This window comes from Azospirillum largimobile (assembly GCF_977007025.2).
This window is the reverse complement of record NZ_CDRMUA020000006.1, coordinates 398,549-420,027: the sequence shown is the minus strand read 5'-3', so window position 1 is coordinate 420,027 and position 21,479 is coordinate 398,549. Positions and strand designations below refer to the sequence as shown.

The 21,479-nt window shown below is 69.7% G+C and carries 23 protein-coding genes; 13 read left to right on the top strand and 10 right to left on the bottom strand.

The genetic code is table 11. The annotated features are described in order from the left end of the window. Window positions 1-62 precede the first annotated feature (62 nt). The 3 genes from ACWPKK_RS29160 to ACWPKK_RS29150 form a co-directional block, all read right to left on the bottom strand. Window positions 63-1,076: a flagellar motor protein MotB gene (locus tag ACWPKK_RS29160; protein WP_452011508.1), complete on the bottom strand. Its 1,014-nt coding sequence runs from the start codon at window positions 1,074-1,076 to the stop codon at window positions 63-65. A gap of 6 nt (window positions 1,077-1,082) precedes the next feature. Next, window positions 1,083-1,970, bottom strand: coding sequence for a flagellar motor stator protein MotA (motA, locus tag ACWPKK_RS29155; RefSeq protein WP_324867969.1), 888 nt, complete (start codon window positions 1,968-1,970; stop codon window positions 1,083-1,085). A 101-nt stretch (window positions 1,971-2,071) separates the two neighbouring features. Further along, window positions 2,072-4,561, bottom strand: a complete 2,490-nt coding sequence (locus tag ACWPKK_RS29150) for a hypothetical protein (RefSeq protein WP_452011505.1) — start codon at window positions 4,559-4,561, stop codon at window positions 2,072-2,074. 144 nt (window positions 4,562-4,705) lie between these two features. Here ACWPKK_RS29150 and flgF point away from each other — a divergent pair, with 144 nt between their 5' ends. The 5 genes from flgF to ACWPKK_RS29125 are packed head-to-tail and all read left to right on the top strand — an operon-like array spanning window position 4,706 to window position 8,223. Continuing rightward, the gene (flgF, locus tag ACWPKK_RS29145) at window positions 4,706-5,437 is read left to right on the top strand and encodes a flagellar basal-body rod protein FlgF (protein ID WP_452011502.1); all 732 of its coding nucleotides are present in this window, start codon (window positions 4,706-4,708) and stop codon (window positions 5,435-5,437) included. Between the two features lie 21 nt (window positions 5,438-5,458). Continuing rightward, complete coding sequence (flgG, locus tag ACWPKK_RS29140; RefSeq protein ID WP_324867963.1) at window positions 5,459-6,244, top strand: flagellar basal-body rod protein FlgG; 786 nt, start codon at window positions 5,459-5,461, stop codon at window positions 6,242-6,244. A gap of 8 nt (window positions 6,245-6,252) precedes the next feature. Next, on the top strand, window positions 6,253-6,945 hold the full coding sequence (gene flgA, locus ACWPKK_RS29135) for a flagellar basal body P-ring formation chaperone FlgA (RefSeq protein ID WP_452011500.1): 693 nt from the start codon (window positions 6,253-6,255) through the stop codon (window positions 6,943-6,945). 47 nt (window positions 6,946-6,992) lie between these two features. After that, window positions 6,993-7,724 (top strand): flagellar basal body L-ring protein FlgH, encoded by a 732-nt coding sequence (gene flgH / locus ACWPKK_RS29130; protein ID WP_324867959.1) that lies wholly within the window; start codon window positions 6,993-6,995, stop codon window positions 7,722-7,724. A 28-nt stretch (window positions 7,725-7,752) separates the two neighbouring features. Beyond that, window positions 7,753-8,223 carry a hypothetical protein gene (locus ACWPKK_RS29125; protein WP_324867958.1) on the top strand — a complete coding sequence of 157 codons (471 nt, stop codon included), beginning with the start codon at window positions 7,753-7,755 and terminating at the stop codon, window positions 8,221-8,223. A 253-nt stretch (window positions 8,224-8,476) separates the two neighbouring features. Here ACWPKK_RS29125 and ACWPKK_RS29120 read toward each other — a convergent pair whose 3' ends face one another. Genes ACWPKK_RS29120 through ACWPKK_RS29095 form a run of 6 tightly spaced genes read right to left on the bottom strand, consistent with a single transcriptional unit; the run spans window position 8,477 to window position 13,674 of the window. After that, the gene (locus tag ACWPKK_RS29120) at window positions 8,477-9,148 is read right to left on the bottom strand and encodes a flagellar hook assembly protein FlgD (RefSeq protein WP_452011497.1); all 672 of its coding nucleotides are present in this window, start codon (window positions 9,146-9,148) and stop codon (window positions 8,477-8,479) included. A gap of 20 nt (window positions 9,149-9,168) precedes the next feature. Next, window positions 9,169-10,542: a flagellar hook-length control protein FliK gene (locus ACWPKK_RS29115; protein WP_452011494.1), complete on the bottom strand. Its 1,374-nt coding sequence runs from the start codon at window positions 10,540-10,542 to the stop codon at window positions 9,169-9,171. 5 nt (window positions 10,543-10,547) lie between these two features. Next, complete coding sequence (locus ACWPKK_RS29110; protein ID WP_452011492.1) at window positions 10,548-11,291, bottom strand: MotE family protein; 744 nt, start codon at window positions 11,289-11,291, stop codon at window positions 10,548-10,550. Next, window positions 11,288-11,965, bottom strand: a complete 678-nt coding sequence (locus tag ACWPKK_RS29105; RefSeq protein WP_452011489.1) for a DUF6468 domain-containing protein — start codon at window positions 11,963-11,965, stop codon at window positions 11,288-11,290. Before ACWPKK_RS29105 ends, ACWPKK_RS29110 begins: the two co-directional genes overlap by 4 nt. Next, complete coding sequence (fliM, locus tag ACWPKK_RS29100; protein WP_452011487.1) at window positions 11,946-13,112, bottom strand: flagellar motor switch protein FliM; 1,167 nt, start codon at window positions 13,110-13,112, stop codon at window positions 11,946-11,948. Before fliM ends, ACWPKK_RS29105 begins: the two co-directional genes overlap by 20 nt. Window positions 13,113-13,131: 19 nt before the next feature. After that, entirely contained in the window at window positions 13,132-13,674 is a 543-nt protein-coding gene (locus ACWPKK_RS29095) for a flagellar basal body-associated FliL family protein (protein WP_452011485.1), read from the bottom strand. Window positions 13,675-13,862: 188 nt separating this feature from the next. On the opposite strand from ACWPKK_RS29095, the gene fliF reads away from it, so the two are divergent. From fliF to ACWPKK_RS29060, 7 genes are all read left to right on the top strand, one after another. Further along, a complete protein-coding gene (gene fliF / locus ACWPKK_RS29090; protein ID WP_452011483.1) occupies window positions 13,863-15,596 on the top strand; it encodes a flagellar basal-body MS-ring/collar protein FliF in 1,734 nt (577 codons plus the stop codon). Beyond that, on the top strand, window positions 15,596-16,273 hold the full coding sequence (locus tag ACWPKK_RS29085; RefSeq protein ID WP_452011480.1) for a flagellar assembly protein FliH: 678 nt from the start codon (window positions 15,596-15,598) through the stop codon (window positions 16,271-16,273). The genes fliF and ACWPKK_RS29085 overlap by 1 nt, the downstream gene beginning before the upstream one ends. Window positions 16,274-16,295: 22 nt before the next feature. Further along, entirely contained in the window at window positions 16,296-16,634 is a 339-nt protein-coding gene (fliN, locus tag ACWPKK_RS29080) for a flagellar motor switch protein FliN (protein WP_452011477.1), read from the top strand. A 184-nt stretch (window positions 16,635-16,818) separates the two neighbouring features. Further along, entirely contained in the window at window positions 16,819-17,613 is a 795-nt protein-coding gene (fliP, locus tag ACWPKK_RS29075; RefSeq protein WP_452011475.1) for a flagellar type III secretion system pore protein FliP, read from the top strand. 2 nt (window positions 17,614-17,615) lie between these two features. After that, window positions 17,616-17,897: a hypothetical protein gene (locus tag ACWPKK_RS29070; RefSeq protein WP_452011473.1), complete on the top strand. Its 282-nt coding sequence runs from the start codon at window positions 17,616-17,618 to the stop codon at window positions 17,895-17,897. Window positions 17,898-17,906: 9 nt separating this feature from the next. Next, complete coding sequence (locus ACWPKK_RS29065) at window positions 17,907-18,935, top strand: flagellar motor switch protein FliG (RefSeq protein ID WP_452011470.1); 1,029 nt, start codon at window positions 17,907-17,909, stop codon at window positions 18,933-18,935. Window positions 18,936-18,966: 31 nt separating this feature from the next. Further along, on the top strand, window positions 18,967-19,710 hold the full coding sequence (locus ACWPKK_RS29060) for a hypothetical protein (protein ID WP_452011468.1): 744 nt from the start codon (window positions 18,967-18,969) through the stop codon (window positions 19,708-19,710). 77 nt (window positions 19,711-19,787) lie between these two features. On the opposite strand, the gene ACWPKK_RS29055 is transcribed toward ACWPKK_RS29060, so the two are convergent. Next, entirely contained in the window at window positions 19,788-20,270 is a 483-nt protein-coding gene (locus ACWPKK_RS29055; RefSeq protein ID WP_452011466.1) for a hypothetical protein, read from the bottom strand. Window positions 20,271-20,745: 475 nt separating this feature from the next. Between ACWPKK_RS29055 and ACWPKK_RS29050 the strand changes: the two genes are divergently transcribed. Continuing rightward, window positions 20,746-21,474 carry a winged helix-turn-helix domain-containing protein gene (locus tag ACWPKK_RS29050; RefSeq protein WP_452011463.1) on the top strand — a complete coding sequence of 243 codons (729 nt, stop codon included), beginning with the start codon at window positions 20,746-20,748 and terminating at the stop codon, window positions 21,472-21,474. Window positions 21,475-21,479 lie beyond the last annotated feature (5 nt).

The following is a 21,479-nucleotide window of genomic DNA, read 5'->3' as shown; positions in this document are numbered from 1 at the left end:
TACCCCCTCCCCCGCCCAGCGGGGGAGGGTTGGGGTGGGGGCACCGAAGCGGTAACCTCACCTCACCCCGGCCGGCGCAACAACGTGATGCTGATCCGCCGGTTGCTGGGGTCGAGCGGGTCGCTGCTGCCGAAATGGTCGAGGTCGGCGCGGCCTTCGACGCGGACGATGCGGCTGCCGGGGATGCCGCTGGCGAGCAGTTCGCGGCGGGCGGCGTTGGCGCGGTCGCTGGACAGTTCCCAATTGCCGTATTTGGCGTCGGGAGCGTAGCCGAGCGCGTCGGTGTGGCCGGTGATGCCGATGGGATTCGGCACGGAGGCCAGCGCCGAGGCCACCATCCGCATCAGCCGGCGGCCCTGGTCGTTCATCTGGGCCGAGCCGACCTTGAACATCGAGAAGCGCGCCTGATCGGTCAGCTGGACGCGCAGACCCTCCGGAACCTGCTGGATCACCAGACTGCCCTGCAGGGCGTTGAGGTCGGGCGACGCAGCGATACGCTGGCGCAGGTCGCGTTCCAGCGTTTCCAGCGCCACCCGTTCGGTCAGCTCGGCGGACTGGCGGTCGAGCAGCGCCTCGAGTTCCGCCCGCGTCGCGCTGGCGCCTGTGGCCGGCGGCTCGGCTGCCGCGGTTTGCGCCGGTTCGGCGGCGGGGCGCAGAAGGTCGACCGGCGGCACCGGGCTGCCGGCGGGATGGGGCATCGGATCCTTGCGGCCGGCCGGCTGGCGGTCGCTGTCGCCGACGGAGGCGACGACGGGCGGGGAGGCCACCGGGCTCGCCTGATCGCCGGCGGCGTTGGGGGTGGTCAGCGATCCGCTCTTGTCGACCGAACGCCCGGCCAGCATGCCGTCGGCGCCGGAGTTGCTCTGCGACACCGCGACCGGGTTGAAATAGTCGGCGATGCCCTTGCGCTGTTCGGTGGTGGTGATGTTCATCAGCCACATCACCAGGAAGAAGGTCATCATCGCCGTCACGAAGTCGGCATAGGCCAGCTTCCAGGTGCCGTTGTGCTCCTCTTCCTCGTGTCCGCCGAGATGGCGCTTGACGATGATCGGGGGGAGGGCGGTCTTGCGCGGCATGGCCGGTCACGCCGGCTGGCGGCCGTCGCGGGCCTTGGCCTGCGACGACAGGGTGGTGGCGACCTCGACCTCGGCCAGGCTGGGCTGGATGTCGGTGTAGAGCACCTTGCGGGCATATTCGGCGCAGACCTGCGGCGGGCTGCCGCGCAGATAGGCGCACAGCGCCGCCTTGATGCAGAAATACATGTTCAGTTCCGATTCGCGGCGCTGGCGGGCGGCGCTGGCGATCGGGCCGACCATGCCGTAGGACAGCAGCACGCCCAGGAAGGTGCCGGTCAGCGCCCCGCCGATCATGCGGCCCAGCACCTCCGGCGCCTCGCTGATGGCGCCCATGGCGTTGATGACGCCCAGCACCGCGGCGACGATGCCCAGCGCCGGCAGGGCGTCGGCGAGGTTCTGCAGCGCCTTCGGCACCTGGTTCAGCTCGCGGCCCAGCGTGTCCAGCTCCTCCGCCATCAGCGATTCCAGATCGTGCGGGTTGTCCTGCCCCAGCGCGATCAGGCGCAGATAGTCGCAAAGGAAGGTCATGCAGCGCTCATAGCGCAGGACATTGGGATACTGGGTGAACAGCGGGCTTTCGGTCGGCTTGTCGATGTCGGCCTCGATCTGCGACATGCCCTTGGACTTGGCGACGCGCAGCAGGCCGTAGACCAGCGCGATCATGTCCAGATAGTCGTTCTTGGGCGTGCTCCGCCCGCGGGCGATGGCGCCGACGGCGCGCAGCGTGTCGCGCAGGACCGACGGGCTGTTGGCGATGGCGAAGCCGCCGATGCCGGCACCGATGATGATGACGATCTCGACCGGCTGCCACAGCACGGCCATCCGCCCGCCCATCGCGTAGAATCCGCCGAGCACGCTGGCGAACACCGCGATCAACCCGAACATCAAGCGCATGTTTCTCTTCTCCGGATATGCACAGGCCGTCGCGACGGATGTTGCGCCGACGACGCTACAGGCCGCCGTTTAAAGCGGCTTTACGGATCCCGGCATGGGAATCAGGGCTTGCCGCGCCAGTCGCGCGACAGCCGGTCGAGCGCCGCGGCGGCGGCGAGGTCGCGTTCCACCGACTCCGCGCGGAGCGGGCCGTCGGCTGGCGGCGGGGCCAGCGCGTCGAGCAGCCCGGCCCAGCGGGTGCCGGCCAGCCGGCCGCGCTGCTGGTCGCCGAAACCGCGCAGGGCATCGGCGTCGCCGGCCAGATAGGCCGACAGGCCCTGCAGAGCCACATCCTCCGCCGTCGGCTCGGCACCGGTCGCGGCCAGTTCGCCGAAGGCCTTGCGGGCGGCCGACCACTCGCCGGCGGCGAACAGCCCCTGGGCGCGCAGCCGCGCCGCCTCCGCCCCGTTCAGGCCGCGCAACGCGTCGAGCGCCCGCACGGTGTCGCCGTCGCCGAGCAGCGCGTCGGCACGCAGCAGGGCGCGGCGTTCGGCCAGCGCGGGTTCCAGCGCCGGGTTGCCGGTGCTGGCCAGCACGTCCAGCGCCTCCGCCTCGCGTCCGCTGTCGATCAGGGCGCGGGCCAGGGTGGCGCCCAACTCGGCCCGATGCTGGCCGCTGGCGGACTCGGTCAGGGCATGCAGGATGCGGGTGGCCTCCAGCGCGTAGCCGTCGCGCAGCAGCAGGGTGGCGAGCCGCAGGCGCAGCCCGCCATCCGGTCGATCGGCCAGGGCGACCAGCCGGCCGTGCCGCGCCTGCAGCGCCAGCGCGTAGAGCCCGCCCGGCGGTGAGCGGTCGAGGCGGTCGAGCACGGCGGACAGCAGGTCGCGCCCAGCCGCCAGGGCATCGCGCCCGCGCGCCGTGGCGCCGAAGCGGCGGCCCAGCAGTCCGAAGATGTCGAGCGCCGCGTCTGTGTTGCCGCTGCGGGCATAGGCGCTGCCGAGGGCGGCCAGCGCGTCCGTCTCGATTTCGTCGCCGCGCCAGGCGAAGCGCAGGGCCTCCAGCGCGGCGATGGCGCCGTCCTCGTCCAGCCGGCCGAGGCTGCGGCGCAGTTCGATGGCGCGCACCTCGGCCCGGCGGGCGAAGGGACCGCGGCGCAAGGATGCGGCGGCGTCGTACCGCTCCAGCGCGGCGTCGGGCGTCGCCTTCAGCTCCGCCAGCCGGCCGCGGAAATAGTCGAGCCGCCCGTCGGCCATGCCCTTGGAATCGACGGTGATCATCTCCAGCACGATCAGGTTCAGGGCGGCAACGTCCCCGGCCTCGTCCGACGCGGCGGCCAGCGTGGTCAGCAGCCGGCTCCGCAGGTCGGCCGGATAGTCGAGGAGGCGGCGCAGGGCGATGGGCAACCCCTCCTTTGCCGCGGCCCAGCGGGTGGGCGCCAGGGAGACGCTGCGCCAGACATTGTGGTCGGCCATGACCCCGGCCGGCAGCTGGACGAACAGGTTGTCGTCCGGCGCATCCTCGCGGTCGAGCGCACGGAAGGCATCGCCGAGAATGCGCAGGCTGTAGCGCTGGTCGGGCGCCGGCGACAGGCTGGCCGCCGCTTCCAGCGCCGCGCGCCCTTCCTCGTCCATGGCGCGGGCGAGCAGGAAGCGGACCAGCGCGATCTGGGCATCGACCCGCGCACGGCCCTGCGCCGCGCCGACCGCGCGCTGCAACGCCTCGCGCGTGCGGTTGAAATCGTCGCCGGCCCAGGCGGCGAGATCCATCGCCCCGATGGGCGGCGGAGCCGGGGGCTTGGGCGGTTCGGCCGCTTGCGGGGCGGGTTTCGAGCTGCGGTCCGGCATGCGCTCCAACTGGCGCAGCGTGTCCTCAATGCTGGAGCGGACCTCGCCCTCCAGGCTGGCGGTTTGACGGATCTCTGAACCTGGCGCCATCCCCCTCTCCCCCCCGGGGAGAGGGTCGGGGTGAGGGGGATGCAGTGCATGACTGTCCCGAGAATCCTCACTGCGCTCCCCCCTCACCCTAACCCTCTCCCCGGGGGGGAGAGGGGATTCTGCCGGGGGAGGGAGATCGATTACCGCGGCATGAGCAGTACCAATGGGATTCAAAGCTTCGGCAATCTTGGCGACGCTGGGCGTAGCGACCTGGGGTGGCCCCGGCACCACGGCTGCAACCACCGCATCCGGCTGCACCTCCACCGGCCCGCCCTCCGGCGCGCCCGGCTTCACGCCGGGAACCGGCGGGCCGCCGACATCGACGATCAGCATCCGGCGCTCCATCAGGCTGGCGACCCGCGCGCCGCAGGGGATCGCCGCGGTCAGGCTGCGCCCGCCATCGGCGGTCACGAAGTCCGACAGGCGGCGGGAGAAGCTGTCGCGCAGGCTGGCGAGCGGCCAGCGCACCGGATCGGGCGTGCTGATGCGCAGAACGCAGCCGTCGACGACGGCCACCGGCTCCGTCCCTTTCGGCACGGACAGCACCAGCCGTGAATAATCGCCATGGTCGCCCAACTGCGCGCGGACCGACGCGGCCTGTGCCGGACCGGACACCGCCAGCAGGGCGAGGACCAGCGTCGAACCAAAGACCGATGCGTTATCCGGGCGCCGTTTCATCACAGTCGTCTCGCATTTTATCGAAATGATCGCCAAACCCTGCCCAAGACCGGAAAGGTGCCGGCCGGGACGGCCCAGGTTGAAACCCGGCTTTAAACTGCATCGTCCAGATTAAGGCGGAGTTCAAAACCGGAGTGTTCGGCGATGGAGAACCAGCTTTACATCGCACTGTCGCGCCAGATGGCGCTTCGGCGGCAGCTGGACGTCGTGGCGAACAACGTCGCCAACATGAATACCGCCGGCTTCCGCGGCGAACGCACCCTGTTCGAGGCGGCGCTGGAGGCCGGCGGGCGCAAGCCGACCGACCGCATCGCCTTCACCATCGACCGGTCCACCTACACCGACCTGCGCGCCGGCGCCTTCACCGAGACCGGAAACCCCTATGACGTGGCGCTGGACGGCGACGGTTTCCTCTCCGTGCAGGCGCCGGACGGCGTGCGCTACACCCGCGACGGCCGGCTGCGCCGCGATGCCGACGGCACGCTGGTCGGCACCAACGGCTATCCCGTGCTGGACGACGGCCGGCGGCCCATCGTCGTCCCGTCGGACAGCAGCGTCATCAGCATCGGGTCGGACGGGCTGCTGTCGGCCGACGGCAACGTGATCGCCCGCATCGCCGTTTCGCGGTTCGACAATCCGCAGATGCTGAAGCAGACCGGCGACCTCCTGTTCGAGCCGGGCGAGGGCATGGAGGCGCGCCCCGCCCCCGACACCCGTCTGGTGGAGGGCAAGGTCGAGCGGTCCAACGTGCAGGGCATCGTCGAGATCGGCCGCATGATGGACCTGACCCGCGATTATCAGGCGGTGACCAAGATGGTGGACGACGGGCAGGACCTTCTGCGCTCCGCCATCAACCGCCTCGGCAAATCCACTTAATCTCCGAAGGAGAGTCCGTCCATGCGCGTGCTCAGCATCGCGTCCACCGGCATGATGGCCCAGCAGATGAACGTCGAGGTCATCTCCAACAACATCGCCAACATCAACACCACGGCCTTCAAGCGCTCGCGCGCCGAATTCCAGGACCTGATGTATCAGGCGGAGCGCCGGCAGGGCAGCCAGTCGACCGATTCGGGCACCATCGTGCCGACCGGCGTCGAGGTGGGCTTGGGCGTGCGGCCGACCTCGGTCAACCGCATCAACACCACCGGCAACCTGACCTCCACCGGCAACGAGCTGGATCTGGCGATCGAGGGGCGCGGCTATTTCAATGTGACCCAGCCCGGCGGCGAGACCGTCTACACCCGCGCCGGCAGCTTCAAGCTGTCGCCGGAGGGCACCATCGTCACCGCCGACGGCTTCACCGTCGCCCCCGGCATCACCGTGCCGCAGGGCACGCGCGAGGTGGTGATCAACCGCTCCGGCGAGGTGCTGGCCTATGTCGACGGCCAGAACCAGCCGGTCAACCAGGGCCAGCTGGCGATGACGGTGTTCGTCAACGACTCCGGCCTGGAAGCGCTGGGCGACAACCTGTTCCGCGCCACCCCGGCGTCGGGAGAGGCGCAGGACGGGCTTGCGGGACAGGCGGGCTTCGGCACCATCCGCCAGAAGTACCTGGAATCCTCCAACGTCAACGTGGTGCAGGAGATCACCGAGCTGATCTCGGCCCAGCGCGCCTACGAGATGAACGCCAAGGTGATCGAGGCCGGCGACCAGATGGCCTCCACCATGACCAACATGCGGTGACGATGGTGATGCGATCCCTCCGCCGGCCCCTTGCCGTTCTGCTTCTTGGAGCCGCCCTGGCGCTGCCGCGACTTGCCGCCGCGGGTCCGGTCGAGACCCGACTGGGGGAGGAGCTTCTGGCGTCGCTCGGGCCGGCGGTGCCGGCCGACGCCCAGGTGGCGGTCACGCTTGGCCGGCCCTTCGACGGCAGGCTGGACGCAGTGCGCGACATCAACCTCGATCCCCGCACCGGGACCTTCCAGGCCCGCATCCTCAGCGACGGCCAGATCGTGGAGTTGAACGGGAGAGCCGAGGTCGAGGTGGCAATGCCGGTGCCGGTCCGCCGCATCCGGCCGGGCGAAATCATCGAGGCCGCCGACCTGACCACCGTTCGCCTGCCGCTGGACCGCGCCGGGTCGGGCTTCATCTCGTCGCCCGACGCGCTGATCGGCCTGTCGCCGCGCCGCCAGATGCCGGCCGGACGGCTGATCCAGGTCGGATCGGTGGGGGCGCCCATCGTCGTCCAGCGCAACCGGCCGGTGACGCTGGTCTACGAGGATGGCGCCCTGGTTCTGGCGGCGCGCGGCCGTGCCCTGCAGGAGGGCGGCGTCGGAGACATCGTGCGCGTCATGAACATCGCCAGCAGCACCATCGTCACCGGGACCGTCACCGGCGCGGAAACCGTTTCGGTGAACGGCCCGCGCATCCCTCAACGACCTTGAACATGGGCCGCGCGGCCCCGATCGACCCATAAAAGGGAGCTTCCGTCATGCGCACCGCGCTCGTCCCCATCCTGCTGCTCTCGGTTGCGACCGGCGGCTGCGCGCGGCTGTCCGATATCGGCAGCGCTCCCACCCTGTCGGAGATCTCCAATCCGGCGATGCAGCCGGAGGCGCGCGTGATCTCGCTGCCGATGCCGCAGCCGACCACCGCCGAGCAGATCCCCAGTTCCCTGTGGCGCACCGGATCGCGCGACTTCTTCCGCGACCCGCGCGCCAAATCGGTGGGCGACCTGTTGACGGTCGTCATCGACATCTCCGATCAGGCGCAGCTGCGCAACAGCACGCAGCGTGGCCGCACCAACAACGAGAAGGCCGGCCTGCCCAACTTCTTCGGGCTGGAAAGCCGCCTGCCCGCCATCCTGCCCGACGCGGTCGATCCGTCGAGCCTCGTCGATCTCGACAGCTCCAGCACGTCGAGCGGCAACGGCACCATCCAGCGCAACGAGCGGATCGCCATGCGCGTCGCCGCCGTCGTGACCCAGGTGCTGCCCAACGGCAATTTCGTCATCGCCGGCCGGCAGGAGGTTCGGGTGAACTACGAGCTGCGCGAGATGCGCATCGCCGGCGTCATCCGTCCCGAGGACATCAGCAATGCCAACACCATCGAGTACGACAAGATCGCCGAGGCGCGCATCACCTATGGCGGCCGCGGCCAGATCACCGACGTGCAGCAGCCGCGCTACGGCCAGCAGGTTCTGGACGTGATCCTGCCCTTCTGACATCCGGCTTCACTGGGGAATCCGCACCATGAAAGCCGTCCTGCTGTTCGCCGTGGCCGCCGCGCTCGCCTTTGCCGGCGGCTACGGCTTCGGCCGTTTCGAGGCCCCGCAAGACACCGCGGCCGGCGGCCGGACCGATGCCGCGTCGCCGGTCTCCGGTGGGCCCTACTATGTGGAGGCCGGGCAGCTGATCGTGCCGATGCTGGAACGCGGCCGCACCATTGCCTTCATCCTGACCCAGGTGACTTTGGAGGCGTCCAGCGCCGACGATGCGCTGCTGGTGCGCCGCCGTCTGCCGCATGCGCGCAGCGCCATGCTGGAAGCCCTGTTCGATCTCGCCGGCCATGGCCGCTTCAATGGCCCGTCGGTCGATCCGCAAGGCGTTGCGACCGCCCTGCTGGCCGGCGCCAACGGCACGCTGACCAGCCACGAAAGCACCCAGCCGGTGCGGGCGGTGCTGATCGACCGGCTGCTGCGCCAGGACAACACGCGGCTGTGATGGATGCCCTCTCCCCCGTGGATAATCCCCTCTCCCCCCGCTCACGCGCAAACTTCGTTTGCGCTGACGCGGCAGGCGGACCATTGGTCCGCCGAAAGCGGGGAGAGGGTTAGGGTGAGGGGGAAGCGCAACGAGGATCTTCAAGTATCGCGCGGCCCCACTCTTCCATCGAATCCACGCCATGCATCCGCCTCACCCCGACCCTCTCCCCGGGGGGGAGAGGGGGAGCCCCAAGGGGAGAGGGCATGCCACCTCACGAGGCCGACAGCACGGCGTCCGACGAGACGGTGGCGCCGTTCTTCAGAACGAACTTCGTGGCGCCGTCGACGCTGCGCACCTCGGCCACCGTGTCGGTGACGACGGTGGCGGTGTTCAGTGCCTTGCCGTCCTTGTCCTTCGCCGTCACCCGCAGCGTGTAGAGGCCGTCGGGCGCGGTGCCGCCGCTGGGAGTTCTGCCGGTCCAGCTGAAGACCTGACGGCCGGTCTGCAGGGCGCCGGGGGTGCTGTGGACGACGTTGCCGGCGCTGTTCAGCACCTCCAGCTTCACGCTGGCCGGCTGGCCGTCCACCGTGTAGGCGGCCTCTGCCTTGCCGCCGGTCAGCGACAGCTGGTTCGACTGCACCTCCACCCTGCGGCCGAGCAGGGCCATGTCCATGCGCATGCCGCTGCTCTTCAGCGTGTCGAGAACCTTGCCGAGCGTGTCGTTGGAGCGCATCGACTGCTCCACCGTGGACAGCTGCGCCAGTTGGGTCATGAACTGCGAGGCGTCCATCGGCGCCAGCGGATCCTGGTTGCGCAGTTGGGCGGTCAGCAGCTTCAGGAAGGATTCGTAATCGACCGTGGCCTTCTTCGCCTCCTCGGCGGAGGCAGCGGCGGACTTCGCGGTGGTGGCGGCCGTGACGCCGGTGCTGGGGGTGGTGGTCATGACGGGAGGGACTTTCCTGTTCAGACGGTGACGTCGACCAGCCCGTCGATCGGGCGCATCGGTCTTTCCGCGACGGGTTCGGGAGTGGCTTCGGATTGGGCCTGGGCGCGCCAGCCGGCGGCAGAGTGCCCCTGGTCGGGAGCGGCAAAGCCGCGCGACTGGCCGTCGTCCTGCAGCGAGAACTGGAGGCTGGCGTTGTCGAGCGACAGGCCGGCGTCGCCGAGCGCGCGTTCGAGCTGCTGCAGGTCTCGCCGCAGCAACGCCAGCGTGTCGGCCTGTTCGGCCTGGACGGTCAGCGAAACCTTGCCGTCGCTGACGTCGGCGACGACGCGGATGCGGCCGAGATCGGCCGGTGCGAGGTCGATGTGGAACTCGCCGCCACCGGTTTCGAGCACGCGGACGAGAGGGGCGGCAAGCTGCGCCATCGCCGGGCTGTGCGCCGTGGCGGCCCGGCCCGATGCCGCGGCGGCGGCGTATTGCGTCGCGGCCTGGGCGGGCAGGGTGGGCAAGGCTTCGAAGCCGGTCGCGGCGCTCCCGCTGCCGCTGCCGGCGGCGGGCGGAGTGCCGAAGGCGGGGAGCGGTTCGGGGGCGACAAAGCCGGCGGTCGCGTCGGCGGCGGGCTGGGCCGTCCGGGGAGCAGCCGCAGCGGTAACGGACTGGTCCGCCTTGCTTGCGGCAGTCGGCCGGCCGGGTCCGCGGGCGGAGCGGATCGCGGTGCGGGGATCGGTGCTCTCGTCGCGGCGGCTGGCGCGCCCGTCCGGGGCCGCATCGGCGGCTGGGACCGCGGGGGCCGCCATGGCTGCGGTCGCGGCGGTCGCCTCGGCGGGAGCAGGCGCGGGCTGCGGGAACGCGGGGTCGGCCGCGCTCTGGTCCATGGTGCCCGGAGGGGCACCCTCGGCGGCGGCCGCGCTCTGTGGCGTGCCCGCAGGCGCGGGGGTGCCGGTCGCGGACGGTTCGGCCGGCTGCTGCGGAGCGGCAGCGGTCCCCACGGGCGGATTGCCGTTCCATGCTGCGGAAAGAGGCTTCTGCCCCGGCAGCGCTGTAGCATCGCCCGGATTGGGAGCCGGTGCCGTGGATGCGGCCGGCGGCGCGGCCGGGGGGGCGGCGACCATCCAGGGCATCAGCGGGGCGTCGGTGCTGCCGCCGGCCTGGATCGCCGGCTGGACCACCGCCTGGGTGATCGCGGCCTGGGCGGCGGCGGGGCTGTCGGGCCTCGTCTCCCGGCGTTTGCGCAGACTGTCGGGGCGTGTCGCGGCCTCGTCGGACTCGTCCTCCGCGGCGTCGTCCACCAGGCTGGAAAAGTCGCCGTCGCGCGCATCGTCGCCGGCAGAACCGCCGCGCTGAGACGGGGCGGGACGGGATGGTGCCGCGACGGCATCGGGCATGCTGGTCATGGCGCTCAATTGGTCAGGGTGGGGCGCGGCACGGCGGTGGCGGCTGTCACCGGGATCGCGGCCGGGGTGGCCTTGCGGTCGCCGGGCAGGGCGCGGCGCTGCAGGATCAGCCGCGTCACTTCGCGGGCCTTGGCGTCGGCCATCTCGGCAAGGATCGGGGCGGCGCGCCGTTCGGTGATGCGGTCCAGCACGTCGACCACCATGTCGGTTTCCATGTCCGTCAGGATGCGTGCGGCGTCGCGGGGCTTCATCGCCTCGTAGATCGCCACCATGCGCTTCAGGTCTTCCTGCTGCAGGGTGGAGCGCTGGGTCATCAGCGCCTCGACCTCGCGCTTCACGCCGTTCAGCCGCTGGATCTGCGTGCCGACGCGCGCTTCGGTGGCGGCGAGCACCGCTTCGGCCTCGCGCAGGCGGTTCTGGCGGCCGGAACTGTCGGCCTTCTGCTCGTCGATGGCCGCGCGCAGAAGCGGGTCGGTGCAGCTGGGCGGAGCCAGCGCCACCGGCGGCGGCGCTTCCGCGACCGGCGTGGAGACCGGCAGGGGAGCGGGGACCGACGCCGGAGCCGCAGCCGTTTCGGCGGCCTTGGGATCGGTTGCCTTCAGGTCGGTCGCCCACGGGCGTTCATGGGCGCCGAATTCGCGGTCGAACTGCTGGGCGATGACCGGGAACCCGTCCACCAGCGCGCCGAGCTTCAGCGGCAGGACCATCAGGACGGCGACCAAGGTGATGGGGAGGATGCGCGGAATCATGCCGACGCCTCCGATCCCACGGTGCGCAGCCGCGCGTAGAAGGCACTGGCCGCGGCCTTTGCCGGCCCGCTGGGAGCCGGTCCTGTGGCGGGCGCAGCAGGAGCTTCTGCGGTCTGTCCGGCGACGGCGCGCAGAGCGGTTTCGAGCGCCCGGAACTCGCCCTTGTCGACCTCCGCAGCCTTCAGCGCCGACAGCAGCGGGGAAGCCGGCGCGGCCTCGGCATCGGCCGGCTTGGCCATGCCGCCGATGGTGGTGTCGACATTGGTGTCGACCGCGGTGGCGACGTCCGCCCCCTCCGGCCGAGCCCGATTGCGGCCGACGCGCATCGCGCCCTCATCCAGGCGGCGCAACAGGGCGCGGGCATGCTGGACCGATTCCTCCATGCGGGCGGTGGTGCGCTCGCAGGAGCCCAGGATCAGCGCCATGTCCTCCTTCATGCCCTTGGCCCGGTCGAGGTCGTCGGACAGCCGGGCGGCGATCTCCGTCGCCGAGGCCACCATGCGCTTCATCGAGGCGTCTGTGTCGTCGATCGACTTGGAGAAGGTCGACACCAGGGCGTTGATCTCGGACTGGCCGGTGCGCAGCAGCTTCAGCCGCTTGTTGACGATGACCAGATAGGCGGTCGCCGTGACCAGCATCACCGCCAGGGCCGCGTCAATGAGAAAGGAGACCATCGATCAGCTCCTGCTTGGTGTCGAGATCGGTGTCGATCTTCACCGCGATGTTGTCGTTGCGCTGTCCCATGTGCCCGGCGAACAGCGGAATGGTCTTGCTGAAGACCAGGACGGTCTGATCCGGGCTGATGCGCAGTTTCAGCGACTGGCCCTTCTGCCAAGCCAATACTTCGCCCAGCGGCACCTTGGTCTCCGCCAGCACGGCGACCAGCTCCAGCTTGGAGCGCATCAGCTCGTTCTTCAGGTGGCTTTCCCACACCGTGTCATGGCCGAACTTCTCGCCCATGAACATCTGCACCAGCTTGCCGCGGACCGGCTCCAGCGTGGCGTAGGGGATGACGATGTCGATGTGGCCGGTCCGGCGCTCCACCTCCACGGCGATGCGCACGCGGATGATGGCGTTGGTGGCGCGCGTGATGGTGGCGAACTGCGGGTTCACCTCCAGCCGGTCGAAGACGAAGTCCACCTGGGCCAGCGGGTCGAAGGACTGCCCCAGATCCTGGAGCACCACCTTCATCATCCGCTCGGTCATCTTGCGTTCGATGGAGGTGTAGGCGCGCCCATCGATCCGCCCCGGCCGCGACCGCCGCCCGCCCAGCAGCACGTCCATCATGCAATAGATCAGCGCGCTGTCGATCGACACCAGCATCTGGTTGTCCCACGGCTCGGCGCGGGCGACGCCGATCAGCGCCGGCAGTTCGATGGCGTCCTGGAAATCGGTGTAGCGCAGCCATTCGATCTTCGACAGCGATGCCTCCACGTTGGTCGAGGCGAACTGGCGCAGCGAGGTGTTCAGCATCCGCACCATGCGGTCGAACACCACGTCCAGCATCGGCAGCCGGTCCTTGTTGACCGTGGTCGAACTGACCAGCCGCTGGATGGCGCTCATCTCCGGCCCGCCGCCTTCCGGGGCGCCGAAATTCAGCAGCCGGTCGATCTCCTCTTGGCTCAGCGTCTTGGTCTCGCCGGACAGGTTGGCCAGCGCCTCGCTCATCGCTTCCGCCGACGGTGCGGCGGGCGGGGCGGGCGGATCGGTCTGCTGTGCGGCGGCCAGTTCCCACGCGGCGTCGGACCAGTCCGCGGCCTCGTCGGGAATCGGCTGGGGAGCGGCCATGGATGGGGCGGTCGGGGCGGGGGTGTCGGTCATCCGGTGCCTCTGGAGGTCGCTATTGCGTGAGCAGGCTGCGCAGCAGGACGTCGGTGACGACCTCCTGCCGGCCGGCGGGATCGGACAGGATCAGGTTGAAGCGGCGCTTGATCTCGCTGCGCAGCCGGTGGAGCCCGGCCGACCCCTCCAGGTCGTCCTGGTCCAGGTTGCGCAGGAACTCCTGCAGGCTGTCGGTGAGCTGCGGCATCGCGCGCTCCAGCCTCTCGCGGTCACGGTGGGCCGCGGTCAGGGACAGGCCGATCTTCAGGAAGCGGGACGGCGTGTCGCGCCGCAGATTGACGACCAGTTCCGGCATGTCGATCACGCCGTCGGCCGGCAGTGCCTCCGTCGCCGCGGGCCACAGCCGGTCCAGCGCCTGCGGGCCGGCGGCCATCCAGTATCCGGTGATCCCGGCGGCCACCACGCCCCCCAGCGCCAACATGCCCGCGGCGAGGCGGGCGAGCGGCAGGGCGATCACCAGGATGCGTCCCGAACCGCGCAGCCAGTTCAGGACTTCGTCCCGGATCGTTGCCGTCCCCGCCATGCCAAATCGTGTAATCATCGATCCATCCCGCCGGCGATTGCCGAAAATTTTAGTAAAGCTGGCATTCGGTAAGATTTGAGGCGCTTTGTCTTGGGAGGCAGCGCCGTTTTTTACTCCGCTTAAAAGTCGCCCCGTTAGCGTGAGGGGGTGCGCAGGGCGAAGACTAGGCCCGCCGATTTTCAGAAACTTTAAAGGTGCGGGGAACCGTGGACAGTCTGATCGACACGTTGCGGTCGTTGGGGCGCGGTCGGCTGCTCGTGCTGGCGGGGACCGGGCTCGGCATCGTCCTGGCCGTCGCCGGCATGGCGCTTCTGCTGTCGCAGCCGCACATGACGCCGCTCTACAGCGGCCTGGAACCGGTGGAGGCCGGCCGCATCGCCAAGGTGGTGCAGGAGATGGGCGTGCCGGTGAATGCCGGCTTCGACGGCACGACGATCAGCGTGCCGCAGTCCGAGGTCTCCCGCGTCCGCATGGCGCTGGCGGAAAAGGGCCTGCCCGCGCAGGGCGGCGTCGGCTATGAACTGTTCGACACCGACAAGCCGCTCGGCATCACCAGCTTCATGCAGCGCATCAACCGCCTGCGCGCCATGGAGGGCGAACTCGGCCGCACCATCGAGACGCTGGCCGGCGTCGAGGCCGCGCGCGTCCACATCGTCCTGCCGGAGCGCGAGGAGTTCTCGCGCAGCGCGCCGAAGCCGACCGCGTCGGTGGTGGTGCGCATGCGCGGCCGGGCAGCGATGGACCGCAAGCAGGCCTTGTCGATCCGCCATCTCGTCTCCGCCGCGGTGCCGAACCTGAAGCCCAGCGCGGTGACGGTGATGGATTCCTCCGGCGAGCTTCTGCTGACCGAGGATGACGGGCCGGGGCTGGCGTCCGCGCGCACCGACGGCATGCGCGTGGCGGCCGAAACCCGCGTCGCCCGCGCGGTGGAGCAGATGCTGGTCGCCCGGCTCGGCGCCGGCAACGTCCGCGTCCAGGTCGCCGCAGAGGTGGAGACCAAGCGCGAGGTGGTGCGCAGCCAGACCTTCGACCCCAACAGCCAGGTCGTCCGCTCCACCCAGACCGTGCAGGAGCAGGACCGCAGCCAGGACAGCAACGGCGAACCGCCGGTCACCGCCGAGCAGAACCTGCCGCAGCGCGACGTGCGCGCCCAGCCGCAGGGGCCGCAATCCTCCAACGACAGCAAGCGGCAGGAGGAGACCGTCAACTACGAGATCTCCAACGTCAGCCGCGAGACGGTGATCGAGCCGGGCGACGTCCGCCGCCTCAGCGTCGCCGTGCTGGTCAACGGCACCTGGAAGACCGCCGCCGACGGCACCCGCCAGTACGAGCCGCGCAGCGCGGAAGAACTGCAGCGCCTGACCGAGCTGGTCCGCTCCGCCATGGGCTTCAGCGAGGCGCGCGGCGACCGGGTGACGGTGGACAACCTGGAATTCGTCGATCTGGCCCCCGACCTGGCGCCGCGCCCGCTGGGCGACGAGATCGCCGAGACGCTGAGCCGCAACGTCATGACGCTGATCCAGTGGGTGATCCTGCTGGTGCTGTCCGCCCTGGTCATCCTGGTCGGCTTGCGTCCGCTGATCCGCCGCGTCTTCCCGGCGCCCGAGCCGGTGGTGGCGGAAGCGCCGGCCCCGGCGCTGGCCGCGCCCGCAGCCGGCGCCATGCCGCAGCTGACCGGCCCGGTCATGGCCTCGGCCGCCGCGGCCGGCGGCGGCGCGGCGCTGGCCGACGGCGGGGAGGGCGATGCTGCCGCACTTGCCGCCGCGCCGATGGCGCCGCAGCTGGGCATCGAGGAGACCATGGACCAGCTGATCGAGCTGCGCACGGTGGAGGGCCGGGTCCGCGCCTCGTCCATCCGGCGGCTGGGCGAGCTGGTCGACCAGTATCCCGACGAGGCCATCGATATCCTGCGCTCCTGGCTCTATGAGGAGGTGGCGTGATGGCCGCCTACCCGCGCTACCGCTTCGACCACGGCTTCGGTGCGCCCGTCCCGGCGGCGGAGCCGGAGGTGGTGGAGGCGGCCGATCCGCTCGACCTTCCCACCCTGTCGGAGCGCGAACATCAGGCCGCCCTGGCGCAAGCCCGCGCGAACGCGCTGGCCGAGGGGCTCGCCCAGGGCCGGGCCGAGGGCGAGCGTGCCGCCGCCCGCCGGACCGAGGCGGAGCTTGCCGTCTCCCTGGACCATCTGGCGCAGCGGATGGCGGCGCTCGACGCCGACCATGCCGCCCTGATGGAACGGCTGGAGGCCCAGGGCGCCTTCGTGCTGGTGGCGCTGGTTCGCCGCATGGTGCCGCAACTGCTGGATCATGTGGCGCGCGAGGAGGTGGAGCGGCTTGCCGCCGACGCCCTGCGCGCCGCCGGCCAGTCTCCGGTCCTCACCCTGCGCCTGCACCCGTCGCTCTGCCCTCCGCTGGAAGAGCGGCTGGCCGGGCAGGGCGTATTCCGCGGCCGCATCGACATCCAGGGCGACCCGGCGCTCGCCGTCGGCGCTTTGGAAGCGAACTGGGGCGCCGGCTCCGTCCGCCGCGATCCTGCAGCCTTCGAGGCCGCCGTCGCCGCACTCGCCGACCGTGCCGTCGCCGCGCTTGGGCCGGCGCCGTCCTCCGACATCACCTGAACGATCCGAAGCGAGAACCCTCATGCCTCCCTTGAACCTCGACATGCTCGACGACGATCCCAAGCAAACTGAAAAGGTCGCCGAGAAGTTCGGCGAGAAGACCTTCGATGGCCCAATGAACGCCATCTACAACGTGCCGGTCGACGTCCAGGTCGTGCTGGGCCGCACCAGCATGCTGGTGGCGCAGCTTCTGAAGCTCGGCCGCGGTGCGGTGCTGGAACTGGAGCGCAAGGTGGACGAACCGGTGGAGGTGCTGGTCAACCACCGCCTCGTCGCGCGCGGCGAAGTGGTGATCGTCGAGGACCAGCGGCTGGGCGTTACCCTGACCGAGATCGTGCGGACGGAACTGGAGATCGACTGAGAGGGAATCCCTACCGGTGCCCCCTCCCTAACCCTCCCCCACCTTCGGTGGGAGAGGGGACTGCCGCCGCTCCTTTGAGTGCCTCCCGCAAGCGTCCTGCCCCCTCTCCCACCGAAGGTGGGGGAGGGATGGGGAGGGGGCAACCGCGGCAACCACTCCGCCAACACCCCCCGAAAGCCCCCGCATGCGCCTCCGCACCCTCGCCCTCCTCGCCCTGATCCTCGCCGCCGGCCCTGCCGCCGCGGCGCCGCTCGACCTCGATCTCGGTGCGCTGGGGTCGCTGGCGGACGGGGCGAGCCTGTCGGGGCGGATCGTCCAGGGCATCGTTCTGCTGACGGTGCTCAGCGTGGCGCCGGGGCTGCTGATCATGGTGACCTGCTTCACCCGGATCATCGTCGTGCTGTCGCTGCTGCGCTCCGCTCTCGGCCTCCAGCAGTCGCCGCCGAACATGGTGCTGGTCAGCCTCGCCATGTTCCTGACCTTCCACATCATGGGGCCGACGATCGACAGCGCATGGCAGGAGGGGCTGCGACCGCTGCTGAACGAGCAGGTGACGCAGGAGCAGGGGCTGGAGCGGATGATCGAACCGTTCCGCGGCTTCATGGCCTCCCATGTCCGCGAACGCGACCTTGCCGCCTTCGCCGCCTTCACCGCAAAGCCGAAGCCGGCGGGCGAGGACGGCGCGGCCGCGAAGCCCACGGAGAGGGACGAGCGGCCGGTGACGGCGGAGAGCGTCGATCTCAGGCTGTTGATGCCGGCCTTCCTGCTGTCGGAGCTGCGGCGCGCGTTCGAGATCGGCTTCCTGCTGTTCCTGCCCTTCCTGGTGATCGACATGGTGGTGGCGGCGATCCTGATGGCGATGGGCATGATGATGCTCCCGCCGGTGATGATCGCGCTGCCCTTCAAGATCATCTTCTTCGTGCTGACCGACGGCTGGTTCCTGATCGCCGGCAGCCTGATCCGCTCCTACGGGGTGTGAGGATGGACGAATCCTCCGCCATTCCCGCCGGACCGCCGGCCAGCCTGGCCGACAGCCTTCTGGCGCTCGCCCGCCGCCGCGGCGCCGCGGTGCCGGAGGACGGCTCGATCGCCGGGCTGCTCGGCGCCATCGATCCCAACCCGCTGATCCCGCATCCGCTGCTGCTGGTGGCGGGCGCGGTGATGGCGGTCGCCTTCCGCCACGACCGCGCGCTGGCCCTGCCGCCGGCCGACGGACCCGACGCACCGTCATCTTCCGCACCGTCCGCCGATTACTCCTTCTGAGGTGCCGCCATGGGAACGCCGATCAAGATCCGTGAGAATTACAAGAGCCTGAGCGGCGTCGAGAAGAGCGCCGTCATCTTCCTGGCGCTGGGCGAGGAGCGCGGCTCGCGGCTGATGGAGCGGCTGGACGAGGATGAAATCCGCCTCGTCAGCCGGTCGATGGCCACGCTGGGCAACGTCACTTCCAATCTGGTGGAGACGCTGATGCGCATCTTCACCGAACGCTTCGCCAATGCCGGTTCGGTCGTGGGATCCTACGACAGCACGGAGCGGATGCTGAACCGCTTCCTGCCGGCCGACCGCGTCACGGAGATCATGGGCGAAATCCGCGGTCCCGCCGGCCGCACCATGTGGGAGAAAATGTCCAACGTGAACGAAGGGGTGCTCGCCAGCTATCTTGCCGGCGAATATCCCCAGACGGCGGCGGTCATCCTGTCCAAGATGCGTCCCGACCATGCAGCAAAGGTGCTGGTCCTGCTGCCGCCCTCCATCCGCACCGAGGTGATCGAGCGGATGATCCAGATCGAATCAGTCCAGCGCGAGGTGCTGCTGGACATCGAATCGATCCTGCACAACGAGTTCATGGCGAATTACGCCCGCACCCACGGCAACGATTCGCTGGAGCGGATGGCCGACATCTTCAACCGCATCGACCGCGAGACGCTGACCGAGATCTTCGACGACCTGGAAACGGTGATGCCGGAGCCGACCCAGCGTATCAAGCAGCTGATGTTCACCTTCGAGGATCTGATGCGGCTGGACCGCGTGTCGCTGCAGGCGGTGATCCGCCGCTGCGACACCGGACAGCTCGCCATCGCGCTGAAAGGCGCGCCCGTGGCGCAACGCGACCATTTCCTGTCGGTCCTGTCGGAACGCGCCCGCATGATCCTGCTGGACGAGATCGAGAACATGGGCCCCTTGCGCATGCGCGACGTCAACGACGCCCAGGCCGAGATCGTCCGCACCGCCAAGGCGATGGCCGACGACGGCACCATCATCATCCCGCAATCCGACGACGTCGACACGGTCGTCTATTGAGCGGAGCGCAGCGGATGGGAAGCCGCCGAATGTGGAGCTGCTGATGGCCGGGCGCGACCTCGTTTCCCGACAGGTGCCGCCACCCGACCTGCTGGCGGCGCGCTTCGCTGCTATGCCGGTGGGCATGCCGGCCGCGGCGAGGGATGCCGGCGACGGGTCCGGAGATGGTTCCGAGGCCGGGCCGCTGGTGCGGCGGCTGCTCGACCTGCTCGACACGCTGGCGCCGGCCGACGCGGCTTTGGCCCGGGGATGCCTGCCGCGCTGCGATTCAACCTTCGGCGCCGGGCTCGCCCTGTTCCTGGCGGCGACGGCCGGCGGCTGCCGCGGCTGGATCGGCGCGGATGCTGCGGACGAACTCTCGGACCTCGACGGCGGATTGCTGATCGACGAATGCGAGCGGGCGCTGGCCCCGCGCTTCCAGCCCGTCGAAGGCCGGGTGTGGCGGTTGTCGCGCGTGCCGCTGCTGGACGGCGGCGATGGGCTGCTGTGCGCGGTCGGGATCGAGGACGGGCCGTCCGACCGCGTCACCCTGGTGCTTCAGGCCCGGCCGCAGCGGCTGGGACCGCTGCAGCTGATGGCGACGCTGGGCGGGCGCCGGCTGGACGTGACCCTGCGGCTGGCGGCCGGACTGCCGTCGTCGGCGCTGGCCGACTTGCATGAGACCTTCAGCGCCGCCCTGGCCGATTGCCGAATCGACGGCACGCTGACCGTCGGGCCGCTGGCCGATGCTTGGCTGGGCCTGGACCGGCCGCTTTCGTCCGATCTGGCGCTTTGACAGAATCCCCTCTCCCCCCTGGGGAGAGGGGGATTTCGCCAGCCCGCAAATCCCTATGTTCGGCAACACCTCCGCCCTCAGATCTCCGCAGGCGGCCTGACCAGAGTCGGTCCGGCCGGGACTGCCGGCGCCTGAGTCGTTCCCGGCATCTGGCCCGCCAGAGGCAGAGGAGGCGGCAGGGCTTGCAACGAGGCGCGGGCGGCCTCGCGCAACGGGGTGAAGCCGTCTTCCGGGAAGCGGCGAATCAGTGTCTGGTAGGACGCGCGCGCGACCTCCGGGCAGCCCAGGATGCGGAACTGGTCGCCCTGGCGCAGCAGCGCCACGGCCTCGTCGGTCTTCGGATAGCCGGCGATGGACGAGGCCACCGCATACCACCGGCCATAGGCCGACCACAGGTCGCGCACGGAATCGCCGTCGCATTGGCCGGCGGTGATCGCTTTTTCAAGGGCTTGCCGGTAATCGCTGTCGGGGGCCTGCGACAATTGCGCACAGCCCGCCAGGACGAACAGGCAAGCAGCGGCCGCGGCCGCCGGAATGACGGACGCCTTCGTTCCGGACATGGAACCTCCTCGAACACGGATGCCCGGCGACCGTAGGGCAACAGGGTTAAACCAGCGTTCATGTTTATAAGCGCCGGCTTTCGCCTTCTTCACTGCCGTTAACCATAGATGTCGAACGAATTAATGGTTGCTTGTGGTGATCACTGCAAAATCAACTAGGGTTTCGAAGTAAAACCGCGGATGAATAAAAATTTATCCGGTATTTAGTCGTATGAAACCCTTAAAACGGCGTAAAACGCCACCCCCGGCTATGTCTATCCGGGTACCTCATTTTGTTGACACATTGCCTTTCGATAGGTTCTTTTGGGGCTGTGATAAGCATGTGACATGAACGCAATTGCGTAAAAAACAATGCTTTATCTGCGCTTGCTCGACCATGGAGAATCCAATGCAGGCTTTGCTGATTGAGCCAGCCGATCTGATTGCCGACGCAATCGGCAAGCAACTTGCCCTATGCAAGGTTAACCATGACCGCGTGGACCTGAATGGCCTGCGCGAACTGGTGGGCGGACATGGCTCCGTCGAGATCGGACATGACGCCATCATCATCGGCGATGTCGGCGATACCGAAGCCTGCGTGGCGATGCTCCGCGCCCGCAACGTGACCGCCGCGATCATCTGCCTGATCGAGCGTCGCTGCGCCAACACCACCGCCGGCATCCTGCGGGCCGGTGCGGACGACGTGCTGGTGAAGCCGGTGGTCAGCACCGAGATCCGCGCCCGGCTGGAGGCGATCCGCCGCCGGTCCTACGGGCTGACCAGCAACGCGGTTTCAGTCGGCCGCCTGACCGTCTTCCTGGACGGCCGCGACCCGGAGGTGGACGGCGAACGCCTCCGCCTCAGCCAGCGGGAACATGCGATCCTGTCGGTGCTCGCCCTCAACCACCGCCGCGTGGTGTCGAAGGAGCATATCTACGAGGAGGTCTACGGCCTGTCCGGCTCCGACCCGCTCGACAAGGTGATCGACGTCTACATTTGCAAGCTGCGCAAGAAGATCGACATGGCGACCGGCGGCGGCCGCTACATCGAGACGGTCTATGGCCGCGGCTACAAGTTCGAGGCGCCGCCCGACCATGTCGCTCCCGACCGCGCCAAGCTGATGCTGGACCGCTGGTCGAGCGCCGGCGGGCTGGCGGCCGGCCCCCGCGTGCCCTTCATCCCGCCGGTGGCGCCGCGCGCCGCGGCCCGTGCGGTCGGGCGCTGATAGCG